The sequence below is a fragment of the Actinocatenispora comari genome, assembly GCF_017312725.1.
In the GTDB taxonomy this organism is placed as follows: Bacteria; Actinomycetota; Actinomycetes; order Mycobacteriales; family Micromonosporaceae; genus Actinocatenispora; species Actinocatenispora comari.
Window position 1 is genome coordinate 105,258 of sequence record NZ_BOPO01000045.1, and the last position, 16,276, is coordinate 121,533.

At 74.1% G+C, this 16,276-nt stretch carries 14 protein-coding genes and 1 pseudogene; 8 read left to right on the top strand and 7 right to left on the bottom strand.

Annotation, left to right across the window (positions count from 1 at the left end; translation table 11 throughout):
* Nucleotides 1-43: 43 nt before the first annotated feature.
* Nucleotides 44-1,762: pseudogene (locus tag NUM_RS13730) on the top strand (S9 family peptidase); the annotation flags it as partial.
* A 100-nt stretch (nt 1,763-1,862) separates the two neighbouring features.
* On the opposite strand, the gene NUM_RS13735 reads toward NUM_RS13730, so the two are convergent.
* On the bottom strand, nt 1,863-2,855 hold the full coding sequence (locus NUM_RS13735; protein ID WP_225918550.1) for a sigma-70 family RNA polymerase sigma factor: 993 nt from the start codon (nt 2,853-2,855) through the stop codon (nt 1,863-1,865).
* A gap of 515 nt (nt 2,856-3,370) precedes the next feature.
* On the opposite strand from NUM_RS13735, the gene NUM_RS13740 reads away from it, so the two are divergent.
* Nucleotides 3,371-4,624: a L,D-transpeptidase gene (locus NUM_RS13740; protein ID WP_207125216.1), complete on the top strand. Its 1,254-nt coding sequence runs from the start codon at nt 3,371-3,373 to the stop codon at nt 4,622-4,624.
* Between the two features lie 238 nt (nt 4,625-4,862).
* A complete protein-coding gene (locus NUM_RS13745) occupies nt 4,863-5,459 on the top strand; it encodes an acetate uptake transporter (RefSeq protein ID WP_207125217.1) in 597 nt (198 codons plus the stop codon).
* Nucleotides 5,460-5,514: 55 nt separating this feature from the next.
* Here the strand turns inward: NUM_RS13745 and NUM_RS13750 are convergent, their stop codons facing one another.
* Nucleotides 5,515-6,321 carry an ABC transporter permease gene (locus tag NUM_RS13750; RefSeq protein ID WP_207125218.1) on the bottom strand — a complete coding sequence of 269 codons (807 nt, stop codon included), beginning with the start codon at nt 6,319-6,321 and terminating at the stop codon, nt 5,515-5,517.
* Nucleotides 6,322-6,398: 77 nt separating this feature from the next.
* On the opposite strand from NUM_RS13750, the gene NUM_RS13755 reads away from it, so the two are divergent.
* Both NUM_RS13755 and NUM_RS13760 read left to right on the top strand, forming a co-directional pair.
* Nucleotides 6,399-6,812: a PIN domain-containing protein gene (locus NUM_RS13755; protein WP_207125219.1), complete on the top strand. Its 414-nt coding sequence runs from the start codon at nt 6,399-6,401 to the stop codon at nt 6,810-6,812.
* 182 nt (nt 6,813-6,994) lie between these two features.
* The gene (locus tag NUM_RS13760) at nt 6,995-7,834 is read left to right on the top strand and encodes an N-acetylmuramoyl-L-alanine amidase (protein ID WP_207125220.1); all 840 of its coding nucleotides are present in this window, start codon (nt 6,995-6,997) and stop codon (nt 7,832-7,834) included.
* Nucleotides 7,835-7,847: 13 nt separating this feature from the next.
* Here the strand turns inward: NUM_RS13760 and NUM_RS13765 are convergent, their stop codons facing one another.
* Nucleotides 7,848-8,882, bottom strand: a complete 1,035-nt coding sequence (locus tag NUM_RS13765; protein ID WP_207125221.1) for a lactonase family protein — start codon at nt 8,880-8,882, stop codon at nt 7,848-7,850.
* A 114-nt stretch (nt 8,883-8,996) separates the two neighbouring features.
* Between NUM_RS13765 and NUM_RS13770 the strand changes: the two genes are divergently transcribed.
* The 3 genes from NUM_RS13770 to NUM_RS13780 all read left to right on the top strand — a co-directional run bounded on the left by NUM_RS13770 (nt 8,997) and on the right by NUM_RS13780 (nt 12,653).
* Nucleotides 8,997-9,563 carry a DUF1707 SHOCT-like domain-containing protein gene (locus NUM_RS13770; protein ID WP_207125222.1) on the top strand — a complete coding sequence of 189 codons (567 nt, stop codon included), beginning with the start codon at nt 8,997-8,999 and terminating at the stop codon, nt 9,561-9,563.
* A gap of 484 nt (nt 9,564-10,047) precedes the next feature.
* A complete protein-coding gene (locus NUM_RS13775) occupies nt 10,048-11,403 on the top strand; it encodes a sensor histidine kinase (protein WP_207125223.1) in 1,356 nt (451 codons plus the stop codon).
* Nucleotides 11,404-11,471: 68 nt separating this feature from the next.
* The gene (locus NUM_RS13780; RefSeq protein ID WP_207125224.1) at nt 11,472-12,653 is read left to right on the top strand and encodes a S8 family serine peptidase; all 1,182 of its coding nucleotides are present in this window, start codon (nt 11,472-11,474) and stop codon (nt 12,651-12,653) included.
* Between the two features lie 56 nt (nt 12,654-12,709).
* Here the strand turns inward: NUM_RS13780 and NUM_RS13785 are convergent, their stop codons facing one another.
* From NUM_RS13785 to NUM_RS13800, 4 genes are read right to left on the bottom strand one after another with little or no spacing between them, the layout of a single operon-like run.
* Nucleotides 12,710-13,069, bottom strand: a complete 360-nt coding sequence (locus NUM_RS13785; protein ID WP_207125225.1) for a hypothetical protein — start codon at nt 13,067-13,069, stop codon at nt 12,710-12,712.
* Complete coding sequence (locus NUM_RS13790) at nt 13,066-14,553, bottom strand: alpha/beta hydrolase family protein (protein WP_207125226.1); 1,488 nt, start codon at nt 14,551-14,553, stop codon at nt 13,066-13,068. The genes NUM_RS13785 and NUM_RS13790 overlap by 4 nt, the downstream gene beginning before the upstream one ends.
* Complete coding sequence (locus tag NUM_RS13795; protein WP_207125227.1) at nt 14,550-15,758, bottom strand: WXG100 family type VII secretion target; 1,209 nt, start codon at nt 15,756-15,758, stop codon at nt 14,550-14,552. The genes NUM_RS13790 and NUM_RS13795 overlap by 4 nt, the downstream gene beginning before the upstream one ends.
* A gap of 2 nt (nt 15,759-15,760) precedes the next feature.
* Entirely contained in the window at nt 15,761-16,081 is a 321-nt protein-coding gene (locus NUM_RS13800; protein WP_051802435.1) for a hypothetical protein, read from the bottom strand.
* Nucleotides 16,082-16,276 lie beyond the last annotated feature (195 nt).

Sequence of the window (16,276 nt, forward strand, 5' to 3'; positions counted from 1 at the left end):
CGTGGACGGCCAGCTGTGGTTGCTGACCAACGGCACCCCGGTACGGCTGCCCGCCACCGGTTCGGTGATCGACCCGCGGATCAACCCGGCCGGCGCGCACATCTCGTACGTCTCCGCCGGCGCGCTGCGGGTCATCGGCGCCGACGGTACCGACGACCGGGTGCTCGCCGAGCCCGAGACGCCGGACGTGACGTACGGGCTGGCCGAGCACGTCGCCGCCGAGTCGATGCACCGCCACCGCGGCCACTGGTGGTCGCCCGACTCGTCCCGGCTGCTGGTGGCGCGGGTGGACGACGCGCCGGTGGCGACCTGGTACCTGACCGACCCGGCCGACCCGGCCCGGCCGCCGGCCGCGGTGCGCTACCCGGCCGCCGGTACCGACAACGCGATCGTCACGCTGTGGCTGATCGACCCGGACGACGGCAGCCGCACCGAGGTGGTCTGGGACCGGGAGGGCTTCGAGTACCTCGCCGAGGTCGACTGGTCCGGCCCACTGACGATCCTGGTACAGAGCCGGGACCAGCGCGACGTGCACGTGCTCGCGGTGGACGAGAAGACCGGTGCCACCTCGCTGCTGCACGCCGACCACCACGACGACTGGTGGGAACTGGTACCGGGGTTGCCGGCGCGCACCGCGTCCGGCGCGCTGGTCTGGTCGGCCGACGACGGGGACACCCGCCGGCTGCTGGTGGACGGCGCCGCGGTGACCCCGCCCGGCCTGCAACTGCGCGCGGTGTCCGGAGTGGACGGTGACGCGGTGCTGTTCACCGCCGGTACCGAGCCGACCGAGGTGCACGTCTGGCGCTGGTCGCCGGACACCGGCCCGGTCCGGTTGTCCGCCGGCGCCGGCGTGCACCAGGGCGTCGCCGCCGGCGGTACGACCGTGCTGACCTCGCGTTCACTGGAGTACTCCGGTGCCCGGACCACCGTGCACCGCGACGGCGCGGTCACCTCGATCGTGTCGCACGCCGCCACCCCGACGCTGACCCCGCGGGTCCGGCTGTACGAGCTGGGTGAGCGCGGGCTGCGTTCCGCCCTGCTGCTGCCGTCCTGGTACCGGCCGGGGCCGACCGACACGCTGCCGGTGCTGCTCGACCCGTACGGTGGGCCGCACGGGCAGATGGTGCTGCACGCCCGCGACATGTACCTGATGTCCCAGTGGTTCGCCGACCAGGGCTATGCGGTGCTGGTCACCGACGGCCGCGGCACCCCGGGTCGTGGCCCGGTGTGGGAGCACTCGATCCGCGGCGACAAGCTGACGTACGCGCTGACCGACCAGATCGACGCGCTGCGCGCCGCGGCCGAGCTGCACCCGGAGCTGGACCTGTCCCGGGTCGGCATCCGCGGCTGGTCGTACGGCGGTTACCTCGCCGCGGCGGCCGTGCTGCGCCGGCCGGACGTGTTCCACGCCGCGGTCGCCGGCGCCCCGGTCACCGACCCGACGCTGTACGACACCCACTGGCAGGAGCGGTACCTGGGCCATCCGGCCGAGGCGCCCGAGGTGTACCGGCGCAACTCGCTGATCCCGGACGCGAGCGCGCTGACCCGGCCGTTGCTGTTGATGCACGGGATGGTCGACGACAACGTGGTGGTGGCGCACACGCTGCGGCTGTCCGGTGCGCTGCTCGCGGCCGGCCGGCCGCACGAGGTGCTGCCGCTCACCGGCGTCACCCACATGGCCGGCCAGGAGGACGTCGCCGCCAACCTGCCCCGGCTGGAGCTGGCGTTCCTGAACCGCACCCTGCACCCGACCCGCCCCTGACCCGGCGCCGTCCGAGGCCGACCCGCCCCCCCGACCGGTCGGCACCGACCCGGTTCGTCCCGGCTCCGGCTCCCCCGCGGCCGGTCCGGGACGAACCGGATCAGTTCACGTAGTCGCGCAGCGCGCTGACGTTGTCCGGGCGGCGCAGCTTGAGCAGCGTCATCTTCTCGATCTGCCGGATCCGCTCCCGGGACAGGCCGAACTCGCGGCCGACCTCGTCCAGGGTCCGCTGCCGGTCGTCGTCCAGCCCGTACCGCAGCCGGATGACCGCCCGCTCCCGCTCGGTCAGGGTGGACAGCACGCCCTCCAGCGCGTGCTTGAGGAACCCGTACGAGACGGTGTCGTCGTTGTCGTGGTGCGGCTGGACGAAATCGCCGAGCGAGCTCTCGCCGTCCTCGCCGACGCCCTGGTCCAGGCTGACCGGGTCGCGGTCGTAGCTGATCAGCTCCAGCACGTCGGTCGGCGGTACGCCCATCGCCTCGGCGATCTCCAGGTGGCTGGGCTCCCGGCCGAGGGCGAGCGCCAGTTCGCGCCGGGCCCGCACCATCTTGTTCACCTGCTCGACCATGTGCACGGGCAGCCGGATGGTGCGGGACTGCTCGGCCATCGCGCGGGTGACCGCCTGCCGGATCCACCAGGTCGCGTAGGTGGAGAACTTGTAGCCCTTGGCGAAGTCGAACTTCTCCACCGCCCGGACCAGCCCCAGGTTGCCCTCCTGGATCAGGTCGAGGAACCCGATGCCGCGGTTGGTGTAGCGCTTGGCGATCGACACCACCAGCCGCAGGTTGGCCTCCAGCAACCGGTTGCGCGCCGCGACGCCCTCGGTGACGATCCGGGACAGCTCGTCGCGCAGCGAGTCCGGGTCCGCCTGGTACGCGGCGGCCAGCGGACCCTCGGTGGCCCGACCGTGCAGGATCTCGGTCGCGTACAGGCCGGCCTCGACCCGCTTGGCGAGGGTGACCTCGTCGGCGGCGGTCAGCAGCCGGACGCGGCCGATCGCGTTCAGGTAGGTACGCACCAGGTCCGCCGAGTTCGCTCGATCGTCGGTGTCGGTCCGCGTCGTCAGGTATTCCTCGCTCAGTGGAAGGGCCACTGTCTTCCGCCTCCCGTGCCGGGCGCTGGGCGCCTGAGTGCTTGTCGATGCCGGCTCGGCGCGTCGGTCGCCCGCGCCGTCCCGTGACGCTGATTCCACCGGGGGAGAGGCCCTGACGGGGCGCTGCGGGAGGCAGGTGGCACGAATCCGGGAACTGGCCGGCGGCGCGCGGGATCCGTTGGCACGAATGGGGGAGTCGGGGCCGCGCCCCCCGGCCGAACGACGGTGCGTGTCCGCGTCGTCACAGCCGATGGGCAACTGCCGATCGTGGCACACGATCGTTACGATGTGGACCGCGGTGCAACCGGACCGCAACGCCGATGCGTTCTGCAGGTGTGGCGGCCGACGGCCGCCGGCGCACCATCCGATGTCGGACTTCGCCGGCATACACCGGGATCCGATGACCGGTCCCGAATCGCGGATGGCGCGGGGAGTCGACGGGGGAGTGGACGTCCCGCACCGGGACACGCAGGGCAGAGCACTGGTCGACGACGGCCAGAGACAGGGGAGGCGGCATGCCACGTCACTCGTGGCGCGGCCGAGCCAGGATCGTCACGGCGCTGATGGCCACCGGCCTCGCGGCGACGATGCTGGCCGGTTGCAACGGCGGCGACGACAAGGCGTCGGCGGGCAAGAAGGACGACGGGCTCGGCGGTGGCAAGCCGGTGCCGGCGGCGACCGTGGCGATCACACCGACCACCGGCAGCGGCAAGGTGTCGCCCGGCGATCCGGTGGTGGTGAAGGCGACCGGCGGCACGCTCTCCGCGGTGTCGCTGACCAACGCCGCCGGCAAGCAGGTGTCCGGCACGCTGTCCGGGGACAAGAAGACGTGGACCTCCAGCGAGAAGCTGGGGTACGACAAGAAGTACGCGGTGACCGCGACCGCGACCAACCCGGACGGCAAGAAGGCCGCCGCCAAGAGCTCGTTCACCACCGTCAAGCCGGGCAACTTCACCCTGCCGTACCTGCAGAACGGCAACGGGAAGACCTACGGCGTCGGTGAGCCGATCATGGTGCACTTCGACGAGAAGATCCCGGACAAGGCGGCCGCGGAGAAGGCGCTGAAGGTCACCACCAGCCCGGCGATCGAGGGTTCCTGGAGCTGGATCAACGACCAGGACGTGCACTGGCGGCCGAAGACCGAGGCCGGGAAGTACTGGCCGGCCGGGACCAAGGTGACCCTGCACGCCGACGTGTACGGCGTGAACATGGGCAAGGGCCTGTGGGGCCAGGAGGACCGCAAGACCTCGTTCACCATCGGCGACCAGATCATCGCCAAGGCGTCGAACAAGTCGCTGCACATGAAGGTCTACAAGAACGGCAGCATGATCCGCGACATGCCGTTCAGCGGCGGCAAGGGCGGCTACATCCAGGACAAGTACGGCAACAACGTCTCGCTGTGGACCCCCAGCGGGACGATGGTGGTGATGGACACCGAGCGCAAGGTGCACATGACCTCGTCGAGCTGGGGCATCGCCAAGAACAACCCGCAGGCGTACGACCTGTGGGTCGACTACGGCACCCGGCTCACCGGTGACGGCATCTACCTGCACGCGGCGCCGTGGAACGTGGGGCTGCACGGCGTGCGGAACGATTCGCACGGCTGCTTCAACCTCAGTGACGCCGACGCCGAGTGGGCGTACTCGCACCTGCGGCCGGGCGACATCGTGATCATGAGCGGTACGCCGGACAAGGTGACGCTGACCCGGGGCTACGGCGACTGGAACGTCAGCTGGGACCAGTGGGTGAAGGGCTCCGCGCTGAACTGACGCGCCCGCGCCCGGCAGTGGCCGCCGCCCGAGTTCCGGGTGGCGGCCACTCGCGCGTCCGGGCGATCCTCGGTCGCCGTTCTGGGCGATTGCCGTGGTTCGTCGGTACCGGCCCGAATTCGAACCGTCCGGACAGAGGGGAGAAAACTTCTCCCAAGGTAGTGATGGTGATCACAGGCGGCGATATGATCTTCGTGGGATGGGCGTCTGTCCACCCCCTTCAACGAGGGGAGCCGTCATGCCCACTGAGAATGAGTCCGGAGGGTCCAGGATCGCCGATCCCGGCCCGCTCGGACTTGCCGCCTTTGCGCTGACCACGTTCCTGCTGTCGGCGAAGAACGCCGGCTGGACCCACGGCACCGACGCGTGGCTCGGCTACGCACTCGCCTACGGCGGGTTCGTCCAACTGCTCGCCGGGATGTGGGAGTTCCGCAACCGCAACGTGTTCGGTGCCACCGCCTTCGGTACGTACGGCGGGTTCTGGATCGGCCTCGGTCTCTACGTCAAGCTCGTCGCTCCCGAGGCCAATGCGTCGCAGCTGGCGAACGACCAGGGGTGGATCCTGCTCGCGTTCGCGATCTTCAACGCGTACATGCTGATCGCCAGCCTGGCCACCAACAAGGCGCTGTTCGCGGTCTTCCTGACCCTGCAGGCCACCGAGATCCTGCTGTTCGTCGGGCTGTTCGCCGGCAACGACTCGATCGTCAAGATCGGCGGCTACGTCGGCGTGCTGACCGCACTGGTCGCCTGGTACACCTCGTTTGCCGGGGTGCTCAACACGGTGTCGGGCCGTGACGTGCTGAAGATCGGCTCGCCGATGCTGCGCAAGTCGTAGCGGAGCACGTCGGGCGGGCGGCCGGTGCCACCGGCCGCCCGCTTGCCGCGCCGGCTCAGTACGTGCGCGGGGTCTCCGGTCGGCGCAGCTTTCCCGCCGCCACCAGTTCCACCGCGACCAGCACCGCGATGCACTCCACCGCGAGCAACGCCACCAGTACCAGCAGCTGGGCGGCGCCGGCCGCGACCGGGCTGGCGCCGCCGAGCAGCACCCCGACGAACGCGCCGGGCAGCGTCACCAGCCCGACCGTCCGGGTCTGGTCCAGCGCCGGGACCAGCGCCTGCGCCGCGGACGGCCGACACACCTCCAGCGCGGCGTCGCGCCGGGTGAGCCCGAGCGCCAGCGCCGCCTCGTACTCGCCGCGGCGGGTGGCCAGCTCGTCCAGCGCGCGGCGACCGGACAGCGAGGTCGCCGTCATCGCACCGCCGATCAGGATGCCCGCCACCGGGACCACCGAGATGCCCTTCAGCGGTACCAGGCCGGAGCCGAGCACGATCGCGAGCGCCGGCAGCAGCCCGGACGCGATGGGCAGCGCCGCCCACAGCCCGCTGCGTACCGCCCGGCTCGGCCCGCGACCGCCGGCCGGCCCGCGCACCGAGTCCCGGCTGATGCGGCGGGCCGAGGTGACCGTGGCGATGCCGTACATCAGCGCCACGAACGCGGCGGTCAGCCACAGCGAGCGCAGGACCGCGGCGATCACCAGCGACACCACGCCGAGCTGGATCGCGGCCCGCACCGACGCGGTGAGTACCCGGCGGGCGACGCCGAGCCGACCCAGCGCGGCGACCGCGGCGGCGAGCAGGGCCAGCCCGGCGAGTACCGCACCGAGCAGCGGGGTGACCGGGATCGTGTTGCCGTTCATGGGTCGATCTCACTCCGCCCGGCCGACGGTGTCGACACCGCACCCCGGTGACCGGCCCGACGTGCCAGGCTGGCGGGATGACGCAGCCGGTGGTGGTGGTCGACGCGGCGAACGTGGTGGGCTCGGTGCCGGACGGCTGGTGGCGGGACCGGGCGGGCGCGGCGGCGCGGCTGCGGGACGCGCTGGTACCGCTGGCGGCGGCCGGCCTGGCCGCGGACGCCGAGGTGCCGGCCTGGGCGCGCGGCGGGCCGGTGCGGATGGTCCTGGTGGTGGAGGGCGCGGCGCGCCGGGTCGCGGCGGTACCGGGGGTCGAGGTGGTGTCCGCGCCGCGGTCCGGTGACGACGCGATCGTGGCCTTCGTCCGGGCCGAGCCGGCCGAGCACCGGCTGGTGGTGACCGCGGACCGGGAGCTGCGCGAACGGGTCCGGGCGCTCGGCGCCGCGGTGGCCGGACCGCGCGCGGTCTACCGCCCGCCGGGCCCGCGGTCCTGACCGGCGGCACGGCCGGGCCGCGCGGTCTACCGGCGGCCGGGCTCGCGGTGCTGACGAGGGGCGGGGGCGGTGGTTCTCGTCGCCGGGGCTCCGACCCGGCCGGTCGGCGCCGGACCGTGGCGGTCGGCTGGCTGCGCGTGGCCGGCACCCCGGCCGTACACCCGGTCCGGTACGGTTCGCCCGTGACCGTCAGAGCTGTGCACCGAATGGCGTCCGATCTGAAGCGGCTCGGCGGGGTGGTGGCCGTGGGCGCGGTGCTGGCGGCGGCGGGCTGCGGCGGCGGCAGCGGCGGCGGGCATGCGGCGGCCGCACCGGACCCGTCCGCGACCGCCGCCTCGACCCGGGCGCCGTCACCGTCGGCGCGGGAGGCGCTGGCCGGCCGGGTGATCGTGGTGGACGCCGGCCACAACGACGGCAACTTCGACCACACCCAGCAGATCGACCGGCTGGTGAACGCCGGCGGGTTCCGCAAGGCCTGCGACACCACCGGCACCGAGACCGACGCCGGGTACCACGAGGCGGCGTTCACGTTCGACGTGACGAAGCGGCTCACCACGCTGCTGCGGGCGGGCGGCGCGAAGGTGGTGCTGACCCGTACCGACGACCACAGCGTCGGCCCGTGCGTCGACGAGCGGGCCGACATCGGCAACAGGGCACACGCCGATGCGGCGCTGTCCATCCACGCCGATGGCGGCCCGACCGACGGGCACGGCTTCCACGTGATGTACCCGCCGTCGATGGCCGGCGGGAAGAAGGTGGCGGCGGCGTCCCACCGGCTCGCCGCCGCGATCCGGGACGGCTACCGGTCCGGCACCGGGCTGCCGACCGCGAACTACATCGGTACCGACGGGCTCAACCGGCGCACCGACATGGCCGGGCTCAACCTGTCCACGGTGCCGAAGGTGCTGCTGGAGTGCGGGAACATGCGCAACAGCGGGGACGCCGGCAAGCTGTCCTCGGCGAAGTTCCGGCAGCGCGTCGCGGTCGCCCTGGACGCCGCGATCCGCCACTACCTGTCCTGAACCGCGGCGTTCCTCAGCCCAGGGTCGGCAGCACGCAGGCCGGGCTGGGTACCGGTACCGAGCCGGTCTGCCGCAGCGCGCCGGTGTCGGCGTCCCGGTGGAAGATCGCGACGGTGTCGGAGTTCTGGTTCGCCACGTACAGGTGGTCGCCGGACAGCACCAGGTGCCGCGGCCAGTCGCCGTCGGCGGGTACCTCGGCGAGCAGCCGCACCGCCTCGCCGTCCAGGCCGAACACCGCGACGGTGTTCGCGCCGCGGTTCGCCAGGTAGCCGAACCGGCCGTCCGGGCTGGTCGCGATCTCGCTGGGGTAGTTGACCCCGTCGTGGCCGCTCGCCGCCACCGGCGAACCGAAGCTCAGCGCGCCGGTCTGCGGCTGGTAGTCGGCCGGGGTGACGGTCGAACCGAGCTCGGCGGCCAGGTACAGCCGGTCGTCGCCGGCGAACGCGAGGTGCCGCGGCCCGGTACCCGGGGGCAGCTGGGCGGCGCGCTGCTGCACCAGCCGCCCGTCCCGCAGCAGGTAGGTGGTCACGGTGTCGGTGCCCAGGTCGTTCACCAGCAGGTAGCGCCCGGCCGGATCGAACCGGGCCTGGTGCGCGTGCGGGCCTTCCTGCCGGTCCGGGTTCGGGCCGGACCCGGCGTGCCGCACCAGGTCGGTACGGTCGCCCAGGCTGCCGTCCGGCCCGATCGGGTGCACCGACACCGAACCGGAGGTGTAGTTGGCGGTGACCAGGAACCGGCCGGTCGGGTCGACGCTCAGGTGGCAGGGGTCGCTGCCGCCGGTCGGCTGCTCGGCGCCGAGCGGGGTCAGCCCGGCCCCGTCGACCGCGTAACCGCGCACCGCGCCGTCCGGCCGCTCCACCACCGCGTAGAGGTACCGGCCGGTCGGGTGCCAGGCGAGGAACGACGGTCCCGGCGCGGTGACCGGCTCGCCCGCCGCGGTCAGCGCTCCGGTGGCCGGGTCCTGCCGGTACACCGCGATGCCGGTGCCGTGCCCGCCGCCGCTGGAGTCCGGGGTGTAGCAGCCGATGAAGAACAGCCGGTCGGTCATGTTGGTACGCCTCCTCGTGTCGCCATCCGCCATTCTGCCGGCCGGCGGCGCCGCCGTACCGCGATGCCGCCGCGCGGGTCCGCCGGGCGCGCCGCGGGCTCGTACGATGGGGGCGTGACGAACGAAGACGGGACGTCAGGGGAGGACCCCCGTCCGACCGCGGTCCGCATCGGCGATGCCGAGCGCGAGTCTGCGGTGCAGGCGCTCGGCGAGCACATGAAGGCGGGCCGGCTGCAGGTCGACGAGTACAGCGAGCGGTCCAGCAAGGCGGCCGAGGCGCGCACCGCGGACGAGCTGACCAGGCTTTTCACCGATCTTCCGGCGCCGCATCCGACGCTGCCGCCGGCCGGTGCCGGGCAGCAGGTGCAGCCGGTCCAGAGCGGTACCGAGGTGGTGCAGCGCCGGCCGGGCGGCACTCCGGCGCAGCGGGCGGCCGGCGCGTTGATCGGCGTGTCCTGGATCGGTGCGGTCGTGCTCATGGTGACCACCGGGTTCGGTTGGTGGATGTTCGCGATCCCGATCGCGCTGTCGGTGGTGTTCGGCTCGGTCTGGGGCAAGGGCTGGCAGCGCGAGCTGAACGGGCGTGACGACCGGCGTGACCGCTGGGACGACCGCCGGGAGCGTCGCGACGAGCGGCGGGACCGCCGGGACGAGCGCCGGGGCCACGGCTACTACCACTGAGCGGCCCCGATCGAGGGGGCCGGACTCGCGGTGACGCCGCTGGCGGCATGGGCACGAGCTGGTCGATTCAGCCGTTCGGGTGCCAAACAGGCGGAGTTCGCACATCCTGTCCGTCGCGCAACGCAACTCCCGGTGGATGCTCGTGGGGTGACCGGGGCCGGGCCGCCCCGGCGACACGGGCCGGAGCCGGTGGGTGTAGCCGTCACCCCGTCGGCTCCGGCCGTCCATCTTCGGTGGCGCGCGGCGCCCGAGGGGCGGGACGGTTCTCCCGGCGGGCGGGACGCGCGTCGTCAGAAATACCGGTAAATCCGTGATCACCGACCGGCGCCCCTTGCCCGGGACACGACCGTCTTGCTACACCACTGGTACGTGTCGGCCGGATCGGGCGGCGCCGGGCCGCATGTCCGCCGCCCGGCGGTCAGCTGGCGATGACGGCACGTCCCTGGGGAGGCGAGGCGTGCGGTCGGCACGGGACGGCGGGTCGGTGACCGACCCCATCCTGCCCCCGCGCCGACCGTCGAGCGGCCCACCCGCCGGGCCGAGCGGGTTCCTGCGTACCCTGCTGCGCGGCGGCGTCGCGGTGGTCGCGATCGGTACCGCACCGGTCGACGGCGCCGCCGACCCGGCGCCGCAGCCGGCTTGGCGGCGGGTGGCGATGCTGCTCGGCGCCGACGCCGCACCCGGCGGGCCGGACGCGCTGATGCACCGCTCGGGCCGGTACCTGCTGATCGCCCCGGCGGTGTTTCGCACCCTGGCGCTGCCGGTACCGGTGGGGATGCTGCTCGCCCGGTTCGGGGCGACCGGGCTCGGGCCGGTCCTGCCGCTGGCGATCCTGCTCGCGGTGGGCAACCTCGGGTTGATCGGGCTGATGCTGGCGCGGCCGGTGGTGACCGAGCGGCGGTTGCGGATCGGCCTGGTCGTCGACCTCGGGGTGGCGGTGCTGGCCAACGTGGCGGCCGCGCCGAGCGTGCCGGGCGACCTGGAGTCGGCGTACCACGCCGTGTTCTGGGGCTACCTGGTCGGCACCGTCGCACTGTGGTCGGCGGCGCGCGGCGTGCAGGCGGCGGTCGCCGCGCTGCTGCTGTCGGTACCGGCGCAGCTGGCGATGGTGTGGCTCAGCCCGGCCGGACCCGGTGAGTCGTCGGTCGGCGGCGCGCTCGGCCGGTTCGCCGCGCTGGTGCTCGCGGTCGTGCTCACCGTGCTGGTGCTGGCGCTGGTCGGGATGGGCATCCGGCTGGCGATGCTGATCGGGATGCGGGCGGGTCGGCAGGCGGAGCGGGCCCGGATGCTGCGCGGCATGCACGACACCGTGCTGCAGGCGCTGGAGGCGATGGCGCTCAGTGCCGGGCTCGACCATGCCGAGCCGGCGAGCGCGCTGGCCGAGTTGCGGGCGACCGCGCGCAGCCAGGCGGGTCTGCTGCGCCGCACCCTGGACGAGCTGACCAACCACAGCGACCGGCGGCTCACCGACGACCTGGCCGAGGTGGTCGGCGAGGCCGTCGCGGCCGGCCTGCCGGTGGAGCTGGTGGTCGCGCACCTCGACGACGCGGGGTTGCCGGTCGACCGGCGCGAGGCGATGCGCGACGCGGTCCGGGAAGCGTTGCGCAACACCAGAAAGCACGCCGGCCGCTGCGACGCGGTGGTACGGGTGGACGAGGCCGACGAGGGCATCCGGGTGGTGGTGCGCGACCACGGCCGCGGGTTCGTGGTCGACGCCGACACGCTCGGCTTCGGGCTGGCCGAGTCGGTACGGGCCCGGTTGGCCGAGGTCGGCGGGCGGGCGGAGATCGAGTCCCGCCCGTCCCGCGGCACCCGGATCACCCTCTGGGTACCGCGGTGAGGCGTCGGGATGGCCGGGTGCGGTGTGGCGGTGTGGGGACCGGATCGTGGCGACGGAACGGAGCGGGCGTGTCGGTGCGGTGGATGGGCGTCGCGGTCACGGCGGTGCTGCTGGTCGGCGCGACCCTGGCGACCCCGGTACGGGCGGTCGCGGCGCCCGGGTGCGCCGCGCCCACCGGGGTGTACGCGGACGCCGCGCCGTGGCCGCAGGGTCTGTTCGAGCCGAAGCGGTTCTGGCGGCTGTCCACCGGCGCCGGGCAGCTGGTCGCGGTGGTCGGTACCGGTGTGGACGCGAGCAACCGGCAGCTGGCCGGCCGGGTCGCGGACGGCAAGGCGGTGGCCGGGATGACCGGTCCGGAGCAGGACTGCGACGGCCGCGGCACCCTCGCCGCCGGGATGATCGCCGCCCGGCCGGACGCGCACACCACGTTCGCCGGGCTGGCGCCGGACGCGCGGCTGCTGTCGGTCAAGTACACCCAGACCACCAGCGGGGGCGACAGCGAACCGGACCCGGACGACCTGGCGGCCGCGATCAGGGCGGCGGTGACCGCGCACGCCACCGTGATCTGCGTGGCGGTACCGGCGGCGCGCGGCAGCCATGCGCTGACCGACGCGCTGCACGATGCCGCGGCGGCGGACGCGGTGGTGGTGGCGCCGGCCCGGATCGGGTCCTCGGACCACCCGGTCGGCCGGTCGTACCCGACGTCGACGCCCGGCGTGCTCGCCGTCGCGGTGGCCGACCGCAACGGTACGGCGGTGTCCACAGAGGACGGTGACTACCTGGACGTGGCGGCGCCCGGCGCGGACGTGGTCGGTCTCGCCGCCGGTACCGGCGGGGCGCTCGGGCACAAGTGGCCGGCGACCGATCCGGCCGCGGCGGCCGGCTACGCGGCGGGCGCGGCGGCGTTGCTGCGCGCCTACCGGCCGAAGCTGACCGCGGCCCAGGTGGTCGACCGGATCACCCGTACCGCAACGGATGCCGGTGCCGCGTCCGACCCGCGGCTCGGTGCCGGGATGATCGATCCGGCCGCCGCCGTCGGCGCCCCGCTGCCGGCGCGCCGCACGTCGCCGTCACCCGGCCCGACCGCCATCCCGGCCGCGGTGGCCGCCGCACCGACGGCCGAGCCGTACCGGAAGCTGGTGTTGGGGCTGGGTCTCGGTGCGCCGGGCGTCGCGCTGCTGTTGCTGCTCACGGTACGCACGGTGCTGCGGGGCCGCCGCCGTGGCTGGCGGCCCGCCCGGCACACCTGAACGGCCGCCGGGCAGCGTCGTGACGTCCGTTCGGCGGGTCCCCGCGGCCGGCGGGCTCAGCGGGTCGGTACGTCCGGGGTGGCGCCGCCGACCACGAGGGTGTCGGCGGCGTGGTGGACGCCGAGCGCCATCCCGTCGCGCTGCAGCTGCACCGCCCGCTCGCGCGGCCCGCTGCGGTCGGTGACCCGCCAGCCGGCGGCCCGGCACCCGGCGGCGAGCGCGGCCAGGTCGATGCCGGCGGCGCCGGTGACCCGGACGTTGTACTCCCAGCGGACCGCGCCGGGCCCGGAGGCGAGCGCCTGGTCGCGGGTGACGGTGCCCTCCGCCGGGCCGACACCGAGCCGTACCAGGAGGTCGTCGACCGCGGCGCGCAGCCGCGCCGCGGCCTCGGCCAGCTCGACGCTCGGCTCGCTCACCTGGCCACCGTCGTGACCGCGCCACCGGTGAACACGCCGTACATGTTCCACCAGGCGTCGGAGTGGTAGGTGAACACGTCCGAGTGCGCCGACACCCCGTGCAGCTCGCTGCCGTCGGGATAGTTGCCGGTGGCCAGGTCGACCGTACCGGGGAAGGTGTCCGGGTCGGCGCCGTGGCCGAGGTTGCCGACCTGCACGCCCTGCACGTACCCGATCGGGTCGCCCGGCGCGGTCATCGAGTAGTGCCGCACGTCCGGCCGGGTGTCGTGCAGGTCGGCCGGGCTCCACACGTCGTGGCCCATCCCGGCGGACTCGATCGACAGCACCCGGTCGGCGTCCAGTCCGTCGTGCTCGGCGAGGCCCACCACGGCCCCGCCGTACGAGTGGCCGGCGACGGTGACCTGCACGTCGTTGCCGGCCGCCGCGGACGAGTCGATGGCGGTACGCAGCTGGTGCGAGAAGTCCGCCAGCCGCGGCGACAGGTCCTGCGACCAGCTGGCCGACGCCGCGTCCACCAGGTTCGGGGGGAAGTCGCCGTCCTGCCAGGTGACCATGGCCAGCCCGCCGGTCGGGTCGGCGTCCACGAACGACTTCGCCCGGTCGTACAGCCCGGAGTAGTTGTCCAGGTTCGCGAACGTGCCGGGAACCAGCACCCCGACGTCGTGCGTACCGGCGTCGAGGTCGCCGACCAGCTCGACGATCCGGCCGTTGCCGGTCGGGTCGAAGTCGAGGATCTTGCGGTGGTCGTCGAGGATCGACTGGTAGAGGTCGACCCGGCTCTGCGCGCTGTCGATCTCGTCGCCGAGGTCGTGCCCGCCGTCGAACAGCCGCTGGAAGAGCGACTCCTGCGACCGGGCCTGTTGGGCGGCCCGCAGCGCGGCGAGCGTGCCCTGCTCGCTGGCCAGCGCGGTCGTGACCTTGTCCCGGTTGGCCGCGATCAGCTGGTCGAACGACGCGCTGCCGGAGCTCTCACCGGCGAGCAGCGACCGGTAGCCGGTGGCGGCGTCGGTGTCCGCGGTGCGGTAGCCGGCGGCGCTGCCGCGCAGCCCGTCCGCCAGCGCGGTGAGCCCCCGCCGGCCGGCCCGGAGCCCGTCTCGCACCGTGCCGAGGCTCCCCGCGTACCGCTGCTGCAGGGTCGCCGACTCCGGCACGCCGCCGAACGCGCCGGCCGGCAAGGCGGTCGCGGCGACCTCGGTGTCCATCGTGGACAGCGTGCCGGCCCGGTCGGCGAGCGTGCCGGCGGCCCGGGTCAGCGCGCCCGGCCGGGCGAAGAACGCGGCGCCGCCGGCCGAGCCGAGCCCGGTGGCGCTGGCCGAGGCAGACACCGCGCCGGCCGAGGCGGACACCGCGCCGGCCGAGGCGGACACCGCGCCGGCCGACCCGGGCACCGCGCTGGCCGAGCCGAGGGCGGGGGCGCTGTCGGGCAGCGCGGTGGCGGAGGGCGTACCGATCCGGGTCACGGTCGGCGACGCCGTACCGCTCACACCGAGTCCTCACCGATCACCGACGGGGCGACCATGGTGGTCTCGCCCCAGACGTTCTCGGTCTCCACCAGCCACGGCGGGATGCGCCGCCCGGCGCCCATGTCGCCACCGGCCATCCCGGCGCCCATCGGCATCATCGGCATCATCCCCATGCCCTTGGTGGCCGCGCCGCCGGCCGCCGCGGCACCCGCGCCGACGCCGGCCGCGGCCGCTCCGGCGGCACCCTCGGAGGCCAGCGACGGGCTGGCCGCCGCGGCCGCGGTGTCCCCGCCACCGCCGCCACCGATGCCGCCGCCACCGCCGAGCCCGCCGGTACCCGCCCCGCCGCCACCGGGGGTGACCGCGCTGCTGGCCTTCTTCCCGGTCTTGTCGCCGTTGCGCTTCATGAACCCGGGCAGCTTCGGCAGTACGCCACCGAACCGGCCGGCGGTGGCGGCCGAGGCGGCGGCCAGCCCCGCGGTGAACATCCGGCCGAACAGCGGGCTGGTGGCCGCGACCGCGCCGACACCGGCGATGACCGGCAGCGCGGTGGGTACCGAGCTGCTGTCCGAGACCGGCTCCAGCGCCGGGTTGAGCGCCGGCAGCGCGGTGGTCGTGGTCGGCGCCTCGCCCTGCGGTACCGCGGGGGCGGGCGCGGCGTCCGGCGCGACCGGCATCGACTGCTCGGCGGCGGTGTAGTGGCCGGCGAGCGTGGTCATCACCAGCACCGCCTGCTGGTGCGCCTCGTCCGCGGCGGCGGCGGCCTGCTGATGCTCCTTGACCGCCTTGACCGCTGCCGTCTGCCGTTCCGCCAGCTGCTGCTGTACCTGCGGGGACAGGCCGGGGTCGGCGGACAGCGGGGTGCTGGCGAGCTGCACGGTGCTGGCGGACAGCGCCGGCACCGACTGCGCCCGCGGCATCGCCTGGCGCGCCTTCTCCTGCGCCTCGGCCGCGGACGCGGTCAGGTCGCGCACGTCGTACGCGGTGCCGGCGACCTTGCGGATGCCGTTGGCCAGGTCGTTGATCATGGTGTGGTACTGCTGGGCCGCGCCGCCGGACCACTTGTCGGAGAACGACCGGAGCTGCTTCTCCAGGTCGTTGGCCCGGTCGTGCAGGGTGCCGCCGGTCGAGTCCCAGGTGCCGCTGGCGGCTCGCACCGTCTGCGGGTCACCCGCGTACAGCATGGCGATCAGCTGCGGGTGGCTGAACTTGCTGAAGTCGGTCATCGTCAGCCCTTCCCGTGGTAGCCGATGGCGTTGGCGATGTCCTCGTCGGCCTGCTTGTACCCGTCGGCGACGGTGTGCGTCACGTCGCCGGCGAAGCCGATCGCCTCGCGGACGTTGCCGAGCAGCGCGTGCATCTGGTCCACGGCTGCCTGGTGGCGTTGCGCGAGCGAGGTCGCCTCGGTGAAGTCGCCCAGCAGCATCGGGTGCTCGGCCAGCGCCGCCAGCCCGTTGGTGGGTTTGGTCAGCGCGTCGAGCTGGGTCTCCAGCTCGTGCGCGAAGTCCTTGAGCGACTGGAGGTGGACGCGGAACGAATGGTCGTGCATGCCGTCTCCCGGGATCGCAGGCGTGCGCACCGGCAGGCGGACCGGCGCAGGGTGCCGAACGACGTCGCCGTCGCCGTCCGAACCGCCGCACCAACACCAGAAACCCGACCGGGCGCTCGTCGCCGTCGGCCCGCGTGGCGTCCGGCGACGAGAGCCCCGGCCGGGGCTCGGAGGCCCGTGGCGGACCTCCTCGGT